The sequence below is a fragment of the Alysiella filiformis genome, from assembly GCF_014054525.1.
GTDB classification, from domain to species: Bacteria; Pseudomonadota; Gammaproteobacteria; order Burkholderiales; family Neisseriaceae; genus Simonsiella; species Simonsiella filiformis.
This window is the reverse complement of record NZ_CP059564.1, coordinates 1,988,664-2,009,887: the sequence shown is the minus strand read 5'-3', so window position 1 is coordinate 2,009,887 and position 21,224 is coordinate 1,988,664. Positions and strand designations below refer to the sequence as shown.

General features: G+C 47.0%; 17 protein-coding genes and 1 pseudogene. 10 read left to right on the top strand and 8 right to left on the bottom strand.

Features of this window, described 5'->3' with window-relative positions:
* Positions 1-39 precede the first annotated feature (39 nt).
* The 9 genes and pseudogenes from mglC (at position 40) to H3L97_RS09850 (ending at position 10,641) form a co-directional block, all read left to right on the top strand.
* Positions 40-1,050, top strand: coding sequence for a galactose/methyl galactoside ABC transporter permease MglC (gene mglC, locus H3L97_RS09890; RefSeq protein ID WP_097113454.1), 1,011 nt, complete (start codon positions 40-42; stop codon positions 1,048-1,050).
* Between the two features lie 286 nt (positions 1,051-1,336).
* Positions 1,337-2,125: a substrate-binding periplasmic protein gene (locus H3L97_RS09885; RefSeq protein ID WP_179655764.1), complete on the top strand. Its 789-nt coding sequence runs from the start codon at positions 1,337-1,339 to the stop codon at positions 2,123-2,125.
* Between the two features lie 11 nt (positions 2,126-2,136).
* Positions 2,137-3,270, top strand: a complete 1,134-nt coding sequence (gene galK, locus H3L97_RS09880) for a galactokinase (RefSeq protein WP_097113457.1) — start codon at positions 2,137-2,139, stop codon at positions 3,268-3,270.
* Positions 3,271-3,356: 86 nt separating this feature from the next.
* Positions 3,357-6,113: a J domain-containing protein gene (locus tag H3L97_RS11835; protein ID WP_218839669.1), complete on the top strand. Its 2,757-nt coding sequence runs from the start codon at positions 3,357-3,359 to the stop codon at positions 6,111-6,113.
* Between the two features lie 208 nt (positions 6,114-6,321).
* Positions 6,322-6,660: a P-II family nitrogen regulator gene (locus tag H3L97_RS09870; protein WP_097113459.1), complete on the top strand. Its 339-nt coding sequence runs from the start codon at positions 6,322-6,324 to the stop codon at positions 6,658-6,660.
* 185 nt (positions 6,661-6,845) lie between these two features.
* The gene (locus tag H3L97_RS09865) at positions 6,846-7,331 is read left to right on the top strand and encodes a DUF4442 domain-containing protein (protein ID WP_097113461.1); all 486 of its coding nucleotides are present in this window, start codon (positions 6,846-6,848) and stop codon (positions 7,329-7,331) included.
* A gap of 300 nt (positions 7,332-7,631) precedes the next feature.
* Positions 7,632-9,293: a DNA repair protein RecN gene (recN, locus tag H3L97_RS09860; protein WP_097113463.1), complete on the top strand. Its 1,662-nt coding sequence runs from the start codon at positions 7,632-7,634 to the stop codon at positions 9,291-9,293.
* A gap of 55 nt (positions 9,294-9,348) precedes the next feature.
* A pseudogene (gene msrA / locus H3L97_RS09855) lies at positions 9,349-10,281 on the top strand (peptide-methionine (S)-S-oxide reductase MsrA); the annotation flags it as partial.
* Positions 10,282-10,377: 96 nt separating this feature from the next.
* Positions 10,378-10,641, top strand: a complete 264-nt coding sequence (locus H3L97_RS09850; RefSeq protein ID WP_097113468.1) for a hypothetical protein — start codon at positions 10,378-10,380, stop codon at positions 10,639-10,641.
* 51 nt (positions 10,642-10,692) lie between these two features.
* Here H3L97_RS09850 and H3L97_RS09845 read toward each other — a convergent pair whose 3' ends face one another.
* The 4 genes from H3L97_RS09845 to purE all read right to left on the bottom strand — a co-directional run bounded on the left by H3L97_RS09845 (position 10,693) and on the right by purE (position 14,631).
* Positions 10,693-12,405, bottom strand: coding sequence for a molecular chaperone HscC (locus tag H3L97_RS09845; protein WP_097113470.1), 1,713 nt, complete (start codon positions 12,403-12,405; stop codon positions 10,693-10,695).
* A gap of 5 nt (positions 12,406-12,410) precedes the next feature.
* Positions 12,411-12,941, bottom strand: a complete 531-nt coding sequence (locus H3L97_RS09840; protein WP_097113471.1) for a DNA-3-methyladenine glycosylase I — start codon at positions 12,939-12,941, stop codon at positions 12,411-12,413.
* A 64-nt stretch (positions 12,942-13,005) separates the two neighbouring features.
* The gene (hemH, locus tag H3L97_RS09835) at positions 13,006-14,028 is read right to left on the bottom strand and encodes a ferrochelatase (protein WP_179655765.1); all 1,023 of its coding nucleotides are present in this window, start codon (positions 14,026-14,028) and stop codon (positions 13,006-13,008) included.
* 111 nt (positions 14,029-14,139) lie between these two features.
* Positions 14,140-14,631, bottom strand: coding sequence for a 5-(carboxyamino)imidazole ribonucleotide mutase (gene purE, locus H3L97_RS09830; RefSeq protein ID WP_097113472.1), 492 nt, complete (start codon positions 14,629-14,631; stop codon positions 14,140-14,142).
* A gap of 163 nt (positions 14,632-14,794) precedes the next feature.
* Here purE and ppsR point away from each other — a divergent pair, with 163 nt between their 5' ends.
* On the top strand, positions 14,795-15,610 hold the full coding sequence (gene ppsR / locus H3L97_RS09825; RefSeq protein WP_097113473.1) for a posphoenolpyruvate synthetase regulatory kinase/phosphorylase PpsR: 816 nt from the start codon (positions 14,795-14,797) through the stop codon (positions 15,608-15,610).
* A 40-nt stretch (positions 15,611-15,650) separates the two neighbouring features.
* On the opposite strand, the gene H3L97_RS09820 is transcribed toward ppsR, so the two are convergent.
* The 4 genes from H3L97_RS09820 to H3L97_RS09805 all read right to left on the bottom strand — a co-directional run bounded on the left by H3L97_RS09820 (position 15,651) and on the right by H3L97_RS09805 (position 21,090).
* On the bottom strand, positions 15,651-16,640 hold the full coding sequence (locus H3L97_RS09820; RefSeq protein ID WP_097113474.1) for a hypothetical protein: 990 nt from the start codon (positions 16,638-16,640) through the stop codon (positions 15,651-15,653).
* 26 nt (positions 16,641-16,666) lie between these two features.
* Positions 16,667-17,674, bottom strand: coding sequence for a hypothetical protein (locus tag H3L97_RS09815; RefSeq protein WP_097113475.1), 1,008 nt, complete (start codon positions 17,672-17,674; stop codon positions 16,667-16,669).
* 88 nt (positions 17,675-17,762) lie between these two features.
* Entirely contained in the window at positions 17,763-19,745 is a 1,983-nt protein-coding gene (gene tkt, locus H3L97_RS09810) for a transketolase (protein ID WP_097113476.1), read from the bottom strand.
* Between the two features lie 250 nt (positions 19,746-19,995).
* Positions 19,996-21,090, bottom strand: coding sequence for a tetratricopeptide repeat protein (locus H3L97_RS09805; RefSeq protein ID WP_097113477.1), 1,095 nt, complete (start codon positions 21,088-21,090; stop codon positions 19,996-19,998).
* Positions 21,091-21,224: the final 134 nt, after the last annotated feature.

Here is a 21,224-nt window from a genome sequence, read left to right as displayed (position 1 = left end):
AGCCTGAAAACAAAAAATCCATTTTTTAAAGGAAATAAAATGAGTGCAACGCAATCCAGTAAAGCGATGGACATTTTCAAAAATTACGCTTTGTATTTTGTGTTATTGATGTTGTTGGTGGTGATTGTGGTCAAAGACCCGAGCTTTTTGAGTTTGGGCAATTTCAGTAATATTCTCACACAATCATCGGTGCGGATTATCATTGCTTTGGGCGTGGCAGGTTTGATTGTAACGCAGGGTACGGATTTGTCGGTGGGGCGACAAGTGGGTTTGTCTGCCGTGATTGCCGCCACTTTGCTGCAAGCCACTTCCAATGTCAATAAAGTTTTCCCCGATATGGACGTGGTGCCGATTCCATTGGTGATTTTGCTGGTGTGCGTGATTGGTGCTTTGTTGGGTTTGCTTAATGGCGTGATTGTTACGTTGTTGAACGTAACGCCTTTTATCGCCACTTTGGGTACGATGTTGGTGATTTACGGCATCAATTCATTGTATTACGATAAAGTGGGGGCGGCACCGATTGCAGGTTTGGATTCAGCTTATACCACTTTTACACAAGGTTTTTTCATGTTGGGCAGTTTTAAATTGTCCTACATCACGCTTTACGCGCTGGTGGCGATTGCCTTGGTGTGGGTGATTTGGAACAAAACCCGTTTTGGCAAAAACATTTTCGCCATTGGCGGTAACCCCGAAGCGGCGCGTGTGTCTGGCGTGAACGTTACCTTGAATTTATTGGGCATTTACACTTTGTCGGGCATTTTTTATGCATTTGGCGGCTTTTTGGAGGCGGGGCGCATTGGTTCGGCAACCAACAATTTGGGTTTCATGTACGAATTGGACGCGATTGCCGCTTGTGTGATTGGTGGCGTGTCGTTTAGCGGTGGCGTGGGCAAAGTGATTGGCGTGGTGTTGGGCGTGATTATTTTCACTTTGATTAACTATGGTTTAACCTACATTGGTGTGAGTCCCTATTGGCAATACATCATCAAAGGCGCGATTATTGTGCTGGCGGTGGCGATTGACTCTTTGAAATACGCCAAGAAAAAATAAGCAATATTTGTGATTTCAGGCAGCCTTTTGTAAAATAAAGGCTGCCTGAAATTTTATCTTTCTTGGCAATATCTTAATGATAAAGGTGTCCGTTGAAAATGGCACAAAAAACATCATGCTGCCATTTTTGATTGGATTGTCTGTGATGTTTTAGAACCTGTGTTCATCATTTGAATCGCTTGCTTTTATCGCCACTTCATGCGCCTACTGCCTTGTATTCGCAAGAATGGTCAATAAAATCAAATCATCAATCTTGCGAATACAGGTTTTTAGGAGAAAACTCAAAATGAGAAATTGGATTGTGAAAACAAGTGCATTGTGCATGATGGTGGCATTGGCTGCCTGTTCGGGCGAAAAAGCCAGCGAAAATCCAGCCCCCAAAAAAGAAGTCAAAAGCGTGTATCGCGTGGGCAGCGAATTGTCCAAATTTCCTGTGGTCATGCACGATGGCAAGGGCAAGGTAGAAGGCTTTGAAGCCGAATTGTTGCAAGCCGTTGCCGAAAAACAAGGCTTTACGGTGGAATACACCATTGATTCTTGGGGCGGTTTGTTGCAACGCTTGCAACACAAAGAAGCCGACATGATTTTGGGTTCGGTAACGATTACCGATGAGCGCAAGCAGCAAATGGATTTTACCGACCCTGTGTTGCCCTATAAAACAGGCGTGATGGTGGTGCCCAAATTAGCCAAAGCCCAAAAATTCAGCGATTTAAAAGGCAGAAAAGTCAATTTACGCAAAAACACCGTTTATGAAAAACTCGTGCCTGTGTTTGCCAACGATTCGGGCAAAAACATGGTTTACCCCGACAGCGTGTGGGGACAAGTCAAAAGTCTGCTCAATGGCGAATCGGAAGCCATGGTGGGCGCAAGCATTACTTTGGAATATTATCAAAAACAATATCCCGAAAAAAAATTTCACATTATTTATGAAGACAATAGCCCCGTTTCATATTACGGTTGGGCGGTGCAAAAAGGCGACAATGAGCTGGTTCATCGCCTGAACATGGGCTTGAACAAAGTGAAACAAGACGGCACTTACGACAAAATTTACCAAAAATACTGGTCAAAACAATAAGGTTGAACAAAATGAATTTAAAAGAAATTTTTGCCAAACAATTTTTCAGGCAGCCTGAATTTGTGGTTCGTGCACACGGTCGCGTGAATTTGATTGGCGAACACACCGACTACAACGATGGCTTTGTGTTGCCTTGCGCGATTGATTTTTACACCGATGTGGCATTGCACCGCACGGATAATACCCAAGTCTCTGTTTATGCGGTGGATTATGATGCGTTTGATGAATTTGATTTGCGTGAAACCATCAGCCAATCTGAAAAGCAATGGGCAAACTATGTGCGTGGCGTGGTGTGGGCATTTCAGCATAAAGGCTTTGATTTAAAACACGGTTTTCAATTAGCCATACACGGCAACGTGCCACAGGGCGCAGGATTGAGTTCATCGGCGGCATTGGAAGTGGCGATTGGCAAAGCGATTGCACAAGCCTTTGATTTGCCAATCAATCATGCCGATGTTGCCCAAATTGGGCAATTTGCGGAAAATGAATTTGTCGGCTGCAAATGCGGCATCATGGACCAACTGACCAGCGCGTGTGGCGAAACCGATTGTGCGGTGTTGATTGATTGCCGCAGTCTGGAAACCCAAGCGATTGAATTGCCAAAAAATTTGAGCGTGATGATTGTGCATTCACATGTTCAACGCGGCTTGGTGGGCAGCGAATACAACACGCGCCGCCAACAATGCGAGATGGCTGCAAAACACTTTGGCGTGGAAGCCTTGCGCGATGTGTCGCTGGCTGAATTTGACGCAGGCAAAGCGGGCTTGGACGCGGTGGCTGCCAAACGCGCACGTTACATCATTCAGGAAAATCAACGCACTTTGGACGCTGCCCATGCCTTGAAAAACAATGACATCAAGACTTTATCGCGCTTGATGGCAGAAAGCCACATCGGTATGCGCGATGAATTTGAAATCACGCACCCAGCCGTTGATGTTTTGGTGGATTTGATTGGCGAAATCATCGGCGAACGCGGTGGCGTACGCATGACGGGTGGCGGTTTTGGTGGTTGTGTGGTGGCGTTGTTGCCGCATGATTTGGTTGATGATGTGAAAGCGCATTTGGCGCAACATTATCACGCTAAAACGGGTTTGCAAGAGGAAGTGTTTGTTTGTACGGCACATTCTGGTGTGGCTGTGTTGTAACTGTTGGTTTTCTGTGCTGATTCAGGCTGCTTTTTTCAGGCAGCCTGAAAGCGTTTTTTCATTTAATTTCAATTCAATCAATCATCATGAACTGCTGGCAAATCCTTCAAATCGCCCCCACTTCCGACACCAAAGCCATACGCAAAGCCTACGCCAAATTGCTCAAAACCACGCGCCCAGACGATGACGCTGCCGCCTACCAAAATTTGCGCGAAGCCTTTGATGAAGCCTTGCGGCTTGCGCCTTATCAAGATGAAGATGAATCGCCCGAAAATCCGCCACAAACCGATTTCAGGCAGCCTGAAAATCCACCGCCCACCACGCCCAATGCCGAATGCGCCGCGTGGATTGCGCGTGTGCAAAACATCATCGCCCAAGATGGCGTGGTGGGCGTGTTGCGCGAACGCCAAAGTTTGAGCGAGCAAATTTGGGACACAACCGAAATTCATCAACGTGATGAGGCGGCTTTGTTTTGGCTGGATTTTTTGCGTGGGCAGAGTCATTATGTGCCATGGTTGTGGAATTTTGGCGCATCGTGGTTTGGTTGGTGGGACGAAGACCAGCAGCTTTTGACCGAAGCCGAATTTAACCGCTTGCACGCCAAACAAGATGACGCGGATTGTGTGTCATCGCCACAAAATGTGTGGGCGCATTTGCAAAGTTTGGACGAAAATGGTGGCGATTTGTGGGCGTTTTGGCAAAGTTATCCGCTTGAATTGGCGGCATTTTCGGAAGAAGAACGCGAACATTTGGGCATTTTGCTCCATGCGTGGCGTGAACGCGATGATTTGCCCGATGATTTGCGTCAAGCGTGGCAAGCGCAATTTCCTGAATTTTCAGGCAGCCTGAAAAGCGCGCAAATCGCTGAAATTGACGACAAATTGGCGCATTTAAATGCACTTTTTGCAAAAGATGGCGTGGCGGGTGTGTGGGCGGTGCACGCGGAAACGGAAAAGTGGTTGGACGATTTGCCACCGCTTGCCAAGCCGCTTATTGCCAAGCAAATGCTTGATTTGTTGATACAATGGCAAACACGTTCGGCGCATTTGTGGGGGCATTGGGGGCGGCGTTTTGCGTGGCGCGACAATGTGTGGGGCAACACGGCTTTGAGCGATGATGAGCGCGAGCATTTTTATTATCAACATCATCTGATTGATTTTTATCATGATATTAAGGAGTTGGCGGATTTTCTCAATCACGCCTATCAAAATTTGAGCGCGGACGGCAGCGCGGAAATCGGCTATTTTTGGGCGGTGTATCGCGCGGACATTTTTATGCTGTCTGAAACGGAATTGGCGCAACTTCATGCCTTAATGTTGCATTATTTGCGCGATTTGCCGCACCGTTTGCCCGAAAATGTGTTCAACGATTGGTATGAAATCACGCAGGGGGAAAGTTTCAGGCAGCCTGAAATGCTGGAAAAGGCGGAAATGCTTGTGCCGCAATACGATTTTTCAGGCAGCACCGAATTTTCGCCACAAGATATTCGTGCTTTCATTGACAAAATTTATGCGGAAAATCAGCGTCAATCTCATCATTTGATTGATAAATGGGACGAAATCCGCGCTTTAATCCAAAAATTGCCTTTGGGCAATGAAGAGCGCGTGTCGTATTTGCTGCTGGATTTTTTGCGTGAAAACAAGATTTTCCTACCGCGCATTTGGTCGCAATGGGGTCAATATTTTGGCTGGCACAACGATTATCGTGTGTCGCAAATGCTGTCGCACGATGAATTGGAATTGTTGCAAAAATACATGAACATAGCCGAATTGCAATCGCCCGATTTCAGGCAGCCTGACACGCCCACGCGCTACCCGATTTCACGCGCTTTGAGCGATTTGGCGCACAAGGGCAAACGTGGCAAAGCCGCGCTTATCGCACTGATTTTGCAAAGTGAATGGGAAAGCGAAGTCCCCAGCGAAGAGCGTAAAAGTCTGTTTGGCATGAGCGAACTCAATCACATTGACCAACGCGCGGATACTTTGCGTATGCTGTATTTTTCGGTGTTGATTACTGTGTCATTTGTGGTTTTGTTTTCCAGTGGTCATTTGGCTACGGACTTGATTGCCATGATGTTGATGAGTGCAATGGCTGTGGGCGTGTTTTTCGGCGTTTATTTATTTTTGGTGGGTTCAATGCACAATATGGCACCGAATTTCACGCAAAAATATTTGCAATTTACAGGCGGAAAAATCGGGCAAATCGTTTTGGGTATTGTGCTGCCGATTGCCATGATGTGTGGCGCAATTTGGCTGAAACATTGGGGCGCAACCAGCAGCGTATTGAATAATTGGTTTGACCTTCACGCTTGGAAAATTTTTTGGTTGGGCATTTTGGGTACAGGCTTGGCGTGGAATGTGAATCTTTACCGCATGGACGAAATCCAATTTTCGCGTTGGTGGTTTGTTCAGGCTGCTTTGTGGGGCGGATTTTTGTTTGCGCTGGACAATTCCGACATCAAAGGCGACACATCCAGCCAATTTTGGGGCATGGACGTGGGCTTGATGGGTGAACCGTATTTTGTTTTGTGGACGATGATTGTGTGGCTCAACACCAGCGTTTTGCTCAAACAAATCTGCGACCAACGCGGCTGGCTGAACAATCCTGTGGTGCAAACGGTGCTGTTTTTGCCTGCGGTGGTGTTGGATTATGCCAATCGCGTTTCAGGCAGCCAAATTTGGCAATGGCTATGCTGGCAAATTTTGGCATTGGGTGCAATGTCGTGGATTTTGCCGTATCCGCAAGTGTGGTTGGCGTTTTATCCCATGTTGTTTTTGCTGTTGGGCTTGGGCTATACTTTAAAAAATGGGGCGAAAAAGCAGATTTTGATGCAAGAAAATTGATTTCAGGCAGCCTGAAACCTTTGCAAAACTCGGTTTGTAGGGGCAGATTTCATATCTGCCCTGTTTAGGGTCGCAGAAATTTTCATTTTTATCAATAAATTGAAAAAAGGGCGGATATGAAATCCGCCCCTACGTCAGTTTAAAAGTAGGTTTTGCAAAGGTTTCAGCCTGAATCGCATTTTATTTCAACTAATACAGGATTTTGATTATGAAAAAAATTGAAGCCATCATCAAACCTTTTAAACTGGACGATGTGCGCGAAGCCTTAACCGAATTGGGCATTGCAGGCATGACCGTAACCGAAGTCAAAGGTTTCGGTCGCCAACGTGGACACACCGAAGTGTATCGCGGTGCAGAATATGCCGTTGATTTTCTGCCCAAAGTCAAGCTGGAAATTGTGCTGGCAGACGATATGGTAGAACGCGCCGTAGAAACCATTATGGAAGCCGCCCGTTCGGGTAAAATTGGCGATGGCAAAATTTTCGTGCTGCCTGTGGACGATGTCATTCGCATTCGCACAGGCGAAACGGGCGAGAATGCCGTTTGATTTTTTCAGGCAGCCTGTAACCTGTTCCCTCCCACGCTGGCGGGGGAGGGTTAGGGTGGGGGTGGCTCGTTGGGTTTCTAACCCCCACCCCAGCCCTCCCCCTTGCATAGGGGGAGGGGGCAGGTTACAGGCAGCCTGAAACCCCTTTTTTCCATTTTTTTTAATCTTTTTATTTTAAAATCAATATGCTCCCACTTCCAAAACGCAAACCCAAATCTGCCGAACATTTGCGCCGCCGCTTGAATTTGTGGTCGCCTTTGTTTTTCACAGGCATTAAAATCACTTATTTATCAGAAGATTACACCCATTGTCGTGCCACGCTGAAAAATTGGCGCAACACCAAAAATTCACACGGCACCCAATTTGGCGGCAGCCTGTTTGCCATGACCGACCCCATTTACGCCATGATGTGTAATTGCCTGTTTGGCGAAAAACACTATGTTTGGGACAAAGCCGCCCACATTGAATTTGTCAAAGCCGCGCAGGGCGAAGTGTATTTGGATTGCCAAATCAGCCGCGAAGAAATTGACGCGATACTCGCCGCCACCGCCGATGGCGAAAAGCATTTGCCCGAATTTACCGTGCGCGTGTTTGACCAAAACAATGAAACCATCGCCATTGCCACACGCACGCTTTATGTGCGCTTGAAAAAAGAGTTTCGCCCAAAATAAAGTGTTCAGGCAGTCTTTTCGTACACGGTGAAAAAATGATTTTGCCTTCGGCGACTTACTTTTTGAAAAAGTAAGCCAAACAACTTGAAGTGCAACTGTAACTTTTATTGTGGTTCAGTAACTTCCATTTTCAGGCTGCCTGAAATGTTTTTTGGAACACAAACCGTTCAGCGTTAAGGTATTTGGCTTACTTTTTTAAAAAGTAAGTCGCCGAAGGCAAAAAAACTTTCATTTTTGGCGTACTGTAAGAGCGACTAAAATTCGTCTAAAATCGCATTTTTATTTTAAGGCTGGCTGAAAATGTTACTCGCTTTATCTTTGCGCGATTTTGTGATTGTGGAACAACTGAATTTGGATTTTCAACAAGGCTTTACCGTTTTAACGGGCGAAACAGGCGCAGGCAAATCCATTACTTTGGACGCGCTGTCACTGCTTTTGGGCGACAAAGCCGATTACAGCCAAGTGCGAACGGGCGCGAAAGAAGCACAACTTTCCGCCCTGTTTGATTTGAGTGAACAACTTGATTTACAACATCATTTGCGTGAACAAGGCTTGTTGAATGAACACGAAACCGAATTGTCCATACGCCGCATTATTGATGCAAAAGGCAAAAGCCGCAGTTTCATCAACAATCAAGCGGCAACGCTGGCGCAATTAAAACAAATCGGCTCGCAACTGATTGACATTCATGGACAAAATGCCCACCATTCGCTCAATCAAGAAAGCGCACAGCGTCAGCTTTTGGATGCGTTTTCAGGCAGCCTGAATTTGCTCGCCCAAACCCAAAGCCATTATCAAACATGGCAAAACGCCAAACGCACCCTGCTCGCTGCCCAAACCCAAGCCGAACAAATCGTCATAGAACGCGAACGTTTGGAATGGCAATTCAATGAGTTAGCCCAACTGAATTTAGAAACAGGCGAATGGGAAACCCTCAATCAATCGCACGACAGTTTGGCAAATGCCGCCGAATTGTTGCAGGCAGCCAGCGAAGCGCAAGAATGGGTGTCAGGCGACAATGGCTTGCAAAAACAGGTATTGAAATGCCAGAGAATTTTGGGCAAATTGGGCGATGTGGAACCGCGTTTTGCCGAAAGTTTGACCATGTTGGACAGCATTGAAGCCGAATTGAGTGAAATCAGCCACTTGCTTGGCAGCGTGTTGGACGATGTGGAAATCAATCCCAACGAATTGGCAGCCAAAGAAACGCGCATGCGCGAATTGATGTCTGCCGCGCGAAAATACCGCGTTGAACCCGAACAACTGCCTGAAAAATGGGCAGAAATTCAGGCAGCCTTGCACGATTTGGAAGCGGCTGCCGACATTGCCGCACTGCAAAAAACGGTGGCGCAAACCGAAAGCGCGTACATGGAAGTGGCACAAAAATTGTCTGCCGCACGCCACAAAGCCGCGCAGAAATTGGCAAACGAAACCACCGCCCACATGCAAAATTTGGCGATGAAAGGGGCGAAATTCCACATTGAATTGTTGCCCAGCAGCCCCAGCGCACACGGTTTGGAGCAGGTGCAATATCAGGTGGCAGCGAATAAGGGCAGCCCTTTGCGTCCTTTGAACAAAGTGGCATCGGGCGGTGAATTGGCAAGGATTAGTCTTTCCATTCAAGTTGTTACCAGTCAATACACCCATGTGCCTACGCTGATTTTTGATGAAGTGGACACGGGCATAGGCGGTGCGGTGGCAGAAACGGTGGGGCGCGCCTTGCACACTTTGGGGCGCAAACATCAGGTTTTGGCGGTAACGCATTTGCCGCAAGTGGCAGCGTGTGGCGAACACCATTGGCAGGTTGCCAAACACAGCACAGGCGAACAAACTGTAAGCGAAATCAAAGTGTTGAACAATGAAACGCGGATTGATGAAATTGCGCGTATGCTTGGTGGCGAAAAAATCACGGAAACCACACGCCAACACGCAGCAGAAATGTTGGGATTGGTTGGGGGATAAGGTTTCAGGCTGCCTGAAATGGTGTTTTAACACAAAAATAAGGAAAAATATGCAAAAAATCATTTATTTAGCAGGTGGCTGCTTTTGGGGCGTGGAAGCCTATTTTCAGCGCATTGATGGCGTGGTTGCCACGCGCTGTGGCTATGCCAATGGCAGCACGCGCAATCCCAGCTATGAAGACGTGTGCCAGCGCAACACAGGACACGCGGAAACGGTTGAAGTGGCGTACAATAATCAAATTATTGATTTAAATGGATTATTGCAATACTATTTCCGCATCATAGACCCCACTTCACGCAACAAACAGGGCAACGATGTGGGCGTACAATACCGCACAGGCGTGTATTTTACCGACCCGAACGATGAAAACATCATCGCCCAAGCCATTGCCAATGAGCAACGCAAATACGCTACCCCCATTGTGGTGGAAAATTTGCCTTTGCAACATTTTGATTCTGCGGAAGAATATCATCAAGATTATCTGCACAAAAATCCGAATGGCTATTGCCACATTGATGTGCGTTTGGCGGATTTTCCTGTTTTTCAAAGCGATTTTGTGAAACCTGACGCGGCAACTTTACGCCAAATGCTCACGCCTGAACAGTTTTACGTTACCCAAGAAAATGGCACGGAACGCCCATTCAGCCATGAATACGACCATTTGTTTGAACGCGGTTTGTATGTGGATATTGTGAGTGGCGAGCCGCTTTTCAGTTCGCGCGATAAATTTGATTCGGGCTGCGGTTGGGCAAGTTTCAGCCAGCCTGTTTCGCCCGATGCGCTCACGCAAAAGCTGGACACCAGCCACAATATGCGCCGCGTTGAAGTGCGAAGTGGTTTGGCGGATTCGCATTTGGGACACGTTTTTCCCGATGGGCTGCCTGAAAAAGGCGGTTTGCGCTATTGCATTAACGGGGCGAGCTTGAAATTCATTCCCTATGATGAGCTGGACGCGCAAGGTTATGGTGCGTGGAAAAAGTGGGTTTAACATCATTTTACAGGCAGCCTGAACGATAATCTGATTTATCGCAACAAACGCCCAATTCAATCCGATTAAAATGTTTTTTTCACAAAAGGAAATGCAATGAAAAAAAACATTTTGTTGATGCTGCCCTTGCTGTTGGCGGCTTGTGTTGCGCCACCTGCTGTGGTTTTGGAAGTGCAACAACACGATACGCCCGACAATAACACCATGTACGTTTGCCGATTAAAAGCATTCACAACCGAATTTCGCAGCGAAAACAGCAGTCGCGGTAAAGCCAAATTGGACGTTCACAAACAATGTCGTGCCAAACACAATGCCATGTTTTGTGAAGAAAAAGACATTGTTTGCCAAAGCTACGAATGACCTTTCAGGCAGCCAAAATTCATTTTTTGGCTGCCTGAAAAACATTAGCCCCTACAACAACCAACCGCCATCGTAACGTTCCAAAAATTCGCCCAATTGTTTTTGTGCCAATTTGATGGTTTTTTCGTCTTGGCTGTTGAGTGCGCTTTCAAATCGCGCTACGGCGTGGCTGATGTGGTGGCGGTCATCGCCCAAGCATTCTTCATACAAGCGTTTGGCTTTTTCCAGCAAATAGACGTTTTGTTGCTGCTCGCGTGGGTGGATTTTTAAGGCTGCCAATTTGGCGCGTGAGGCTGCCACTTCTTCGGGCGTGAGCGTTTGGTTGTTGTGTTGGAAAACTTGGTTTACTTGAATATTCAAATCTTTATTGCTCACGTCCACTTCCAATAAGCCGTTGATGTCGTAGCTGAAACGCACATCAATGCTCACTTCGCCCGCTTTTTTGGCTGGGATTTTGACCGTGAGTTCGCCCAATTTCACATTTTCTCGCGCCAGCATGGATTCGCCTTGCAACACTTCAATCACCATTTGGGTTTGATTGTCGCGCATGGTGTTGAAGGTTTTTTCGCGCGAAATGGGTACTGCCATATTGCGCTCAATAATCGGCTCAAAACGCCCACCCACAATTTCATTTTCGGAAAGGTATTGCGCCACTTCCGTTCCCAATGAAAAGGGCATCACATCGGTCAAAACCGTTTCTTCCACGCTTTCGTTTCGCGCGATTAAGGCTGCCTGAACCGCCGCACCCCGCGCAATCGCCTCATCGGGATTGACCGACACCAGCGCAATGCGGCGAAATAATTGCGCGATGGATTGACGTATCATCGGCATTCGGCTGGCACCGCCCACAGTGATGATGCCGTCAATGTCGTTGGGCGACAATTTGGCATCGCGCAAAGCCCGTTCCAAAGGCTGACGCAAACGCGCCATCAAAGGCTCGGCGGCTTTTTCAAATTCGGCACGGCTGATGGTGGCTTGCAAGGTTTGTTCTTGATAATGGAATGTGATTTCGCTGCGTTCTTCTTTACCAAGATGGCGTTTGGCGGTTTCCAAAGTTTGCCATAATTCTTTGCTGTGCAACAATTTTTCTTTTTCGTTGGCTTTCAGGCTGCCTGAAACTTTGTTCAGAAAAATGTGGCGCAACACTTGCACAAAATCTTCGCCGCCCAAATGGTTGTCGCCTGCGCTGGCGGATACTTGCACCACGCCATCAAAATAATCCAACACAGAAACGTCAAACGTGCCACCGCCCAAATCGTAAATCAAAAAGCGCGTGTCATCGGGTTTTTCTTGCAAATCATAGGCTAAACCTGCGGCGGTGGGTTCGTTGAGCAGGCGCAACACGTTCAATCCCGCCATTTGTGCTGCGTGTTGTGTGGCTTGACGCTGAATCGCGTTGAAATAAGCAGGTACGGTAATGACCACATCGCGCACGGTTTCGCCCAAATGGGCTTCTGCGTCTGCTTTCAGGCTGCCCAAAATCAGCGCGGACAATTCTTCGGCACGAAATTCGCGTTTGCCCAATTTGAAAATTTTGTCGGTGCCCATAAAGCGTTTGAATGCGGCGGCGGTTAAATGGGGCGCGGTGGACAAACGCTCACGCGCGGCAATGCCCACGATGATGTTGTCTTGCTCGTCCACGCTGACCACCGATGGTGTGAGCAAATGCCCGTGTTGGTTGGGAATGATTTCGGTTGCGCCATCTTTGAAAATGGCGATTAAGCTGTTGGTTGTGCCTAAATCAATGCCGATGGGGGTGTTCATGATTTTTAACCTGTTGATTTTATTTTTGAATAAATGGGACAATGTTCGTGATGTGCGCCAGCCAAATAACCCAAACTCATTAAAAATTCGCCCACAATTTCGCCACCCACAAATTTGAAATGCTGTTTAAACAATTTGACCCATGCGGCTTTGTCGCGTGGGTGGTGCTGGTCGAGCCAATTTTTGAAACTGCCTGTTTCTTTTTGAATGGATTGGATTTTTTGTGCATTGAAAATGGCTGCTTGAATTTTCAGTTTGTTGCGGACGATGCCTGCGTCTGCCAACAAACGTGCCATGTCGTTTTCATCAAAGGCGGCAACCTTTGCCACATCAAATTGCGCGTAGGCTGCCTGAAAAGCGGCGCGTTTGTTTAAAATGGTTGTCCAGCTTAAACCTGCTTGGTTGATTTCCAAAATCAGTCGTTCAAACAAGGCATTGTCGTGGGCAACGGCAAAACCGTATTCGTGGTCGTGATAATGTTTGTTGGGATTGGGCGTGTTTTCAGGCAGCGCGTTGCAGAAATCGCAATAATTCATGATGGTGTCTTGATGAAATGTTTCAGGCAGCCTGAAAAAACGTGTGCTGCCTGAAAAAAGGTTTTTACAAATTGTATTGCAACCAACCTTGCAAATTGTCTTTAACCAAATCGGTTAAAGCGTCCAGCCAATCGGGGTTGTCGTTCAGGCAGGGAATGTAGTGGAATTGCTCGCCGCCTGCTGCGTGGAATTGTTCGCGTCCAGCAATGGCGATTTCTTCCATGGTTTCCAAACAATCTGCCATAAAGCCTGCGCACACCACGTCCAGTTTTTTCACGCCTTGTTTGGGCAGGGTGTCAAACAGCGTTTGCGTGCTGGGCGTGAGCCATTTGCCTTTACCAAACTGGCTTTGGAACGAAACAATGTATTGCTCATCGCTCAAACCCAATTCTTGCGCCACCAATTTGGCGGTGGCACGGCATTCGTGGGGGTAGGGGTCGCCCTTGTCGTGATGAAATTGCGGAATGCCGTGAAAGCTGAACATCAGTTTGTCGCCAGCACCGTGTTTGGCGCGATAGGCTTTCACTTGCGCGGCAACGGCTTGAATGTAACCCGCGTGATTGTAAAAACGCGATACGGTACGCAAAGACATCTGATTGCGCTGTTTGGTCAATTCGTTCAAAACCTTATCCAAAGCCGCCCCTGCGCTGCTGGCGGCATATTGGGGATACAATGGCACAACCAACAATCTGCCCACGCCATTGGCTTTCATTTTTGCCAACACATTGGGGACGCTGGGTTTGTTGTAGGTCATGGCGTATTCCACAAACACATCATCAGGCAGCCGTGCGCGTAAGCCTTCGCATTGACGTTGGGTAAACACGGCAAGTGGCGAACCTTCGTTGAGCCACACTTTTTCATAGCCGTGTGCGCTGGCTTTGCTGCGAAAGGGCATAATCACGCCACGCAAAATGGGTTGCCACAGCAATTTGGGCAATTCAACCACGCGCTGGTCGCCCAAAAATTGCCCCAAATAGGGTTTAACCGCTTCGGCGGTGGGCGCATCGGGTGTGCCCAAATTCATCAGCAAAATGCCGATTTTGTTTTGTTGTTCAAAGGAAAGTTGGGGTTCGGTGTGAAATTTCATGATTGTGTGCCAAAAAGGAAAAGTGCCTATCATATTACAAGATGAAGGGCGGTGGCGTTAAGGATAACAATATTGGGGATTGGGAAAATTGTGTTTCAGGCAGCCTGAATCTCACAAATCAATATCAGGCAAAGTCATTGCCAATACCGTTTCGGTTTGTTTGGCGCGAAAATCGGCAAGTTTTTGTGCCAAATCCGCATCGTGGTTTGCCAGTAATGATACGGCAAACAAAGCCGCATTTGCCGCACCAGCCTCGCCAATGGCAAAAGTTGCCACAGGCACGCCCTTGGGCATTTGCACAATGGAAAGCAGCGAATCTTCGCCACGCAAATATTTGCTTGGCACAGGCACACCCAATACAGGCAGCGTGGTTTGACTGGCAACCATACCCGCCAAATGTGCAGCACCGCCAGCCCCCGCAATAATCGCTTGCAAACCACGCGCTTTGGCAGATTTGGCGTATTCAAACATCAAATCAGGCGTGCGGTGTGCCGACACCACTTTGGCTTCATAAGCCACACCAAATTGTTCCAAAAAATGCGCGGCGTGTTGCATGATGTGCCAATCGCTGTTGCTGCCCATGATGATGCCGATTTTGACCATGATTGAAGTTCCGTGTGAAAAAGTGTAAATTGGCTTATTTTATTGGGTTTTGTGTGGCTTGGGTAGTTTTTTCAGGCAGCCTGAACGTTTTTTTTTACCCAATTTAACGCTTGCGTTATAATGGCGTTTCACAACAATAATGCCAAACAAAGGAAAAATCACCATGAATCCCACACGCCGCGTATTTTTCATTTCCGACCGCACAGGTTTGAGCGCAGAAGGCATGGGCAAAGCCCTGTTGGAGCAATTTGAAAACATCAAATTCAAGCAAATGTCATACGCCTTCATCAACACCGAAGACAAAGCACACGGTTTGGTACAAATCATCAATCGCCAAGCGCAAGACGATGGCATTCGCCCCATTGTGTTTTCCAGCGTGGTTGATGAAAGCATTGGGCGAATTTTGGCAGAAGCCAACGCCTTGCACATCAGCCTGTTTGACGCATTTTTATCGCTGTTGGAGCAAGAATTGGGTACACCAGCGCGTCATTCCGTGAAAAGCCGCGTGGCAAATGTGGAACGCTACGATGCGCGTATGGAAGCCGTGAATTTCGCCTTAAATCATGACGATGGCGTATCCGAAGCCAATTTGAAAGAAGCCGATGTGATTTTAATGGGCGTATCGCGCAGTGGCAAAACGCCCACTTGCCTGTATTTGGCATTGCAATATGGCATTCGCGCCGCCAACTATCCGCTCACGCCCGATGATTTGGAAAGCCCCGATTTGCCACGCATGGTCAAAGCCCACAAAAACAAATTGTTTGGCTTAACCATCAACCCCGAACGCTTGCACGACATTCGCGAAGAACGCCGCGCCAATTCCAATTATTCCCACATAGACACTTGCAAACAAGAAGTGCGCGATGCCCAAGCCATGTTTCGCCGCCACCAAATTCCCTTTACCGACACCACCCACAAATCGGTGGAAGAATTGGCGGTCAATATTTTGCAAGAATGCCAATTAAAACGCCGTTTTTGATTGAAAAAACGTTTCAGGCAGCCTGCAAACCTTTTGGGTCTCAAAATAAAAATCGGCTCACATTACGCGCACAATTTTTGCCACCGTGTATGTCGCTGCCCGTTTTGGAAATGGTAAACGTATAGCGCGTTTGCTGCATAAACACGATTTTATGATGTACGCTTTGCTCGTTCAAAGTAAAACCGAATTTGCTTAATGCTTGGCGTGTGGCATTGTCCATGCGATGATAGGTGTGCATGATTTTGTGAAATTCCCGCTCTTTTTCGGCACGCACATCGCGTTCAAGCGGATTGGCTTGCAACACATCTTCCAACACATGGCGGTAGCGACTTTTATCATAAGTATGATTTTTCAGCGCAAATTCCAAAGCCTTGCGCGTGAAACTCAAAATTTCATTTTCATACAAATCCACTTCCTGCCCAAATTGCAATAAGGCAGTTTCTTTCGGTTTGGGTGGGGTGTATTGCGGCACAAAATTTTGTTGTGCCGCTTGTTTCATTTCGTACATTTCCTGTTTGATTTGGGCGATGACTTCGTCTTTTTGCGCCACAATTTGCTGGTGTTTGTCTCGCTTTTCAGTCAGATAATGCACGCTTTGTTTTAAATGATTGTTTTCATTTTTCAAATCGTGCATTCGATTAAGCTGTTGTTTTAATTTATTATTTTCAGAGTTGAGTGTGCTGATTTTGTTTTGTCGTTGGGTGTTTTCGTTTTTCAATGCCGTGATTTGGCTTTTTAATTGCTGGATTTGTTGCAGCAAATCGTGATGTTTATCGTCCTGTTCAGCCACAGGTGGGGGTTGAACCGCCGCTTTTTCAGGCAGCGCGGCAGATTTCAGGTTGCCTGAAACGGCTGAATTGGCAGACGCAATTTCCCATTCCGTTTTGATATTGAAAACAAAACTTTGTTTTTTCTTATTTTTCTTGCACTTGTGTAAAGTGATTTGGCGTAAAGTCAAATTGTCCCACGTTTTGCCTTGCGCTTGGGCAAACAGTTTGGCAAGGGATTTTTTGGCTTGTTTCAACTTCATTTGCTCGCTCCTTAAAAAATCATCAATTAAAACAATTTATTGGCAATATCGTGGGCGAAATTTTTGCCCGAACGCACATCGCTGCTGCTTTTTGACGTGGTGGCAACATAACGTTCATCGCCCATGAATTTGAATTTGTGGTGTGTGCCGTCTTGCGTGTGTGAAAACCCCAATTTTTTCAAAGCATTGAGCGTGGGCGCGTCCAAACGCTGATAATTGCGCATGACGCGTTTCAATTCGGTTTCTTTTTCCTTACGCAAATCGTTTTCCAAAGGATTGTTCAGCAGCAAATCGTGCAAAATGTGTTGGCGGCGGCTGTTTTCGTGGGTGCGCGTTGCCAATTCGTTGTGCAGCGCGTCTCGCACAAAGCTCAAAATTTCATCGTTATACAAATCCAATTCATCGCCATACGCCAACACACACGAACCGCGCACCACGGTTTTGACGTGGGTGTAGCTGTGTTGTGGGTCGGGCGAGTGGGTAACTTCTTCAAGTAATTGTTCCAGTTGGCGAATTTCGTGTTTTAAATCGCTGATTTCCTGATTTTTTTCTTTCATATCATGGAAATAAGTGTCGTTTTGGCTTTGGTTGGCAAACTGGTGTTTTTCGTTGAGTGTTTGGATTTCGCGCTGGTGTTCTTGTTTTAAATGGGCGATTTGTTCGCTGTGTTCGGTTTGCAGGGTTTCCATTTGGAATTGCAGATTTTGGGCGGCATTTTTGTCTTTGTTTAATTGCAATTTCAGTTGGGCGTGCCAACTTTCAGGCTGCTGCGACACGCTTATCACAAAATCACAAGGCAACTGATTGGGGTGGGGAATGCGAAAGCGAATGCTGCTGATTTCTTCATATAAATCAGGATTTAAAATACATTGTATGGGGTAAATCACGCTGCCGTGTTCGTTGTGCCATGTCATGAAAACATGGGGGGCGGTTTGCAAAATGGGGTGCTTTTTCAGCCAATTATAGGCGACTTGGAGCATTTGTCGCTTGCCGATGGGCTGGGTAATGGGCAAGTGGGTTTCGTATATCAACATGATTTTTCTCCTGAATTTTTTCTTTTAAAAGACAATTCAGGCTGCCTGAAAAACCAAAACTTCGCTTTTCAGGCAGCCTGAACGTGGTTTACAGCACCGATTTCACGGCAGCAACCACATTTTCCGTTGTGAAACCAAATTCTTTAAACAGCAATTCGGCTGGCGCGGATTCGCCAAAACGGTCTAAACCCACCACTTTGCCGTTCAAACCAACGTATTTGTACCAGCCATCGGTAACGCCTGCTTCCACCGCGATTTTCGGCAAGTTTTCAGGCAGCACGCTTTGTTTGTACGCCAAATCTTGCTTGTCAAACACATTGGTGGACGGCATGGAAACCACATTCACGGCAATGCCTTGTTCCGCCAACGCTTTTTGCGCGTTCAGTGCCAATTCCACTTCGGAACCTGTGGCAATAATCACGGCTTGCGCGTTTTGGCTGCCTGAAATGATGTAGCCGCCGCGTTGAATGTTTGCCAAAGTTGGCTCATCGCGTTGAATAAACGGCAAATTCTGACGGCTGAAAATCAAGCAGCTTGGGTGGTCTTGCGCTTGCACGGCTTGCGCCCATGCCACCAAACTTTCGGCTGTGTCGCAAGGTCGCCACACCGCCATATTTGGAATCAAACGCAAAGTCGCGGTTTGTTCAACAGGCTGGTGGGTCGGGCCATCTTCGCCCAAACCGATGGAATCGTGCGTGAACACAAACACAGGATTGATTTTCATCAAAGCCGCCATACGCAAAGCATTACGCGCGTATTCGCTGAACATCAGGAAAGTTGCGCCAAACGGCTTCACGCCACCGTGCAACGCCATGCCGTTCATGATTGCCGCCATGCCAAATTCGCGCACACCATAATGCACATAATTGCCGCCTTGGCGCGGTTTGATGGACACGCTGTTTGACCAATCGGTTAAATTTGAAGGGGTTAAGTCTGCCGAGCCGCCCACCAGTTCGGGCAACACTTGCGCCAAAATTTCAATGCTGTTTTGGCTGGCTTTGCGTGTGGCGATTTTTTCCGCTTTTTGGCAGATTTCGTTTAAGGCAGCCTGAACGTGTGTTGCAAAGTTTTCAGGCAGCGTGCCGTTCATGCGGCGCGTGAATTCGGCGGCTTTTTCGGGGAATTTTGCCGAGTATTCTGCGAACAATGCGTTCCATTCGTTTTCCAATTTCGCGCCTTTTTCGTGGGCGTTCCATTGGTCGTACACATTTTGTGGGATTTCAAATGGGGCAAAATCCCAATTCAAATGTTGGCGCGTGGCAGCGATTTCGTCCGCGCCCAACGGTGCGCCATGGGTTTTGTGGCTGCCCTCTTTGTTGGCTGCGCCTTTGCCGATTAAGGTTTTGCAGCAAATGATGGACGGTTTTGCCGTTTCGTTTTTGGCGGATTGGATGGCGTTGCGGATTGCGTCAGGATTGTGTCCGTCCACATTTGCCACAACGTGCCAGCCGTAGCTTTCAAAACGTGCAGGAATGTTTTCCGTGAACCAGCCGTCCACTTTGCCGTCAATGGAAATATTGTTATCGTCATACAAAACAATGAGTTTGCCCAAGCCCAAAGTCCCCGCCAAAGACGCGGCTTCGTGGGAAACGCCTTCCATCAGGCAGCCATCGCCCAAGAAAACGTAGGTGTGGTGGTTCACAATGTCCAAGCCGTCTTGGTTAAATTCGCTTGCCAAGATTTTTTCTGCCAAAGCCATGCCCACCGCATTGGCAATGCCTTGACCGAGTGGACCTGTGGTGGTTTCCACGCCAGCCGCGTAGCCGTATTCGGGGTGTCCTGCTGTTTTGCTGTGCAGTTGGCGGAAGTTTTTCAAATCATCAAGCGACAAATCGTAGCCGCTCAAATGCAACACGCTGTACAACAACGCGCTGGCATGACCGTTGGACAAAACAAAGCGGTCGCGGTTGAAAAATTGGGGATTTTGGGGATTGTGTTGCAGAAATTCGCGCCATAACACGTCTGCCATGTCTGCCATGCCCATGGGCGCACCGGGGTGTCCCGAATTGGCTTGTTGAACCATGTCCATAGACAAGAAACGGATTGCGTTGGCGGTTTGGGTTGCTGCCATGTTTTTTTTCCTGATTTAAGGTGGATAAGGGGTTTGATTATGGCAGTTTTAACGCTTGTTTACAATATTTCAGGCTGCCTGAAAAGAAAAACCGCCATTTTGTGATATTGCCACAAATCTGTTCCCTCCCCCGTCCCCAACGGGGGAGGGGACAGGTTTCAGGCTGCCCAAAATTTTTGCTTTGTAAAGAAAGGCTGCCTGAAAAACAAAAATGCTTTCAGGCAGCCTGAATTGAAAAAAAGAATGGGTATTAGCGGATTAAACCTTCTTGGCGCATATAATTGAGATTTTCTTGTGCTACTGTATCGCCTTGTGCAGCCGCTTGTTCAAAGAATGATTTGGCTTTGGCATAATCTGGTTTCACACCTAACCCTTTCACATACATCAAGCCCAAATTGTGTTGTGCTACTGCATTACCTTGTGCAGCCGCTTGTTCAAACAATGCTTTGGCTTTGGCGTAATCTTGTTTCACGCCCCAACCTTTCCGATACATATAGCCCAAACTGCTTTGTGCATCTGCATGACCTTGTGCAGCTGCTTGTTCATAATATGCTTTGGCTTTGGCGTAATCTTGTTTTACGCCAAAGCCTTGTTCATACATATCGCCCAAATTATATTGTGCGTCTGCATGACCTTGTACAGCCGCTTTTTCATACCAAATTTTAGCTTGAGCGTAATTTCGTTTCCCACCCAAACCTTGTTGATACATATAGCCCAAATTGTTTTGTGCGGCTTTATGACCTTGTGTAGCTGCTTTTTCAAATAATGCTTTGGCTTTGGTGTAATCTTGTTTTACACCCCCACCTTCAAAATACATATAGCCCAAATTGTTTTGTGCAGCATCATATCCTTGTGCAGCTGCTTGTTCATAATATGCTTTGGCTTTGGCGTAATCTTGTTTTACGCCCCAGCCTTGTTCATACATATAGCCCAAATTGTATTGTGCAACATCATATCCTTGTGCAACTGCTTGTTCATAATATGCTTTGGCTTTGGCGTAATCTTGTTTTACGCCCCAACCTTGTTGATACATATAGCCCAAATTGTTTTGTGCAGCATCATCTCCTTGTGCAGCTGCTTTTTCCAACCACATTTTAGCTTGAACATAATCTTTTACGGAACCATCAATGCCATGCAAATAACGCATACCTACTTGATTTTGCGCTGTTGCATCACCTTGTTGCGCTAATTTCAAATCTGTGGCAAAGCTGTTTTGGAGTTGACCAGAAATAGAGTTGCTTGTTGTGATTGTCATATCGGGTGCAGCCACAACAGGCAATGCCAACATGCCTGCCAACAATGCAGCGCATAATTTAGTCAATTTGCGGGGGGTAAAGAATGGCATGGTTTTCGCTCCATGTTGTTGAAAAAAATAAAGTAAAAAGTTTACGTTTGTTTATCTTTTTTTGCAAGATGAGGCGTGTTTTTTTTCAGGCAGCCTGAAACCCCATTACGCTGCTATAATTTTTCTTTTTTTAG

Bases quoted from the DNA above. Each gene is read 5' to 3' on its own strand.
- H3L97_RS09840 (WP_097113471.1), bottom strand. From the start codon at position 12,941: ATGAATTATTGCGATTTCTGCAACGCGCTGCCTGAAAACACGCCCAAT.
- hemH (WP_179655765.1), bottom strand. From the start codon at position 14,028: ATGAAATTTCACACCGAACCCCAACTTTCCTTTGAACAACAAAACAAA.
- tkt (WP_097113476.1), bottom strand. From the start codon at position 19,745: ATGGCAGCAACCCAAACCGCCAACGCAATCCGTTTCTTGTCTATGGAC.
- H3L97_RS11835 (WP_218839669.1), top strand. From the start codon at position 3,357: ATGAACTGCTGGCAAATCCTTCAAATCGCCCCCACTTCCGACACCAAA.
- ppsR (WP_097113473.1), top strand. From the start codon at position 14,795: ATGAATCCCACACGCCGCGTATTTTTCATTTCCGACCGCACAGGTTTG.
- H3L97_RS09850 (WP_097113468.1), top strand. From the start codon at position 10,378: ATGAAAAAAAACATTTTGTTGATGCTGCCCTTGCTGTTGGCGGCTTGT.
- H3L97_RS09820 (WP_097113474.1), bottom strand. From the start codon at position 16,640: ATGAAGTTGAAACAAGCCAAAAAATCCCTTGCCAAACTGTTTGCCCAA.
- recN (WP_097113463.1), top strand. From the start codon at position 7,632: ATGTTACTCGCTTTATCTTTGCGCGATTTTGTGATTGTGGAACAACTG.
- galK (WP_097113457.1), top strand. From the start codon at position 2,137: ATGAATTTAAAAGAAATTTTTGCCAAACAATTTTTCAGGCAGCCTGAA.
- H3L97_RS09845 (WP_097113470.1), bottom strand. From the start codon at position 12,405: ATGAACACCCCCATCGGCATTGATTTAGGCACAACCAACAGCTTAATC.
- mglC (WP_097113454.1), top strand. From the start codon at position 40: ATGAGTGCAACGCAATCCAGTAAAGCGATGGACATTTTCAAAAATTAC.
- H3L97_RS09805 (WP_097113477.1), bottom strand. From the start codon at position 21,090: ATGCCATTCTTTACCCCCCGCAAATTGACTAAATTATGCGCTGCATTG.
- H3L97_RS09815 (WP_097113475.1), bottom strand. From the start codon at position 17,674: ATGTTGATATACGAAACCCACTTGCCCATTACCCAGCCCATCGGCAAG.
- H3L97_RS09885 (WP_179655764.1), top strand. From the start codon at position 1,337: ATGAGAAATTGGATTGTGAAAACAAGTGCATTGTGCATGATGGTGGCA.
- purE (WP_097113472.1), bottom strand. From the start codon at position 14,631: ATGGTCAAAATCGGCATCATCATGGGCAGCAACAGCGATTGGCACATC.
- H3L97_RS09870 (WP_097113459.1), top strand. From the start codon at position 6,322: ATGAAAAAAATTGAAGCCATCATCAAACCTTTTAAACTGGACGATGTG.
- H3L97_RS09865 (WP_097113461.1), top strand. From the start codon at position 6,846: ATGCTCCCACTTCCAAAACGCAAACCCAAATCTGCCGAACATTTGCGC.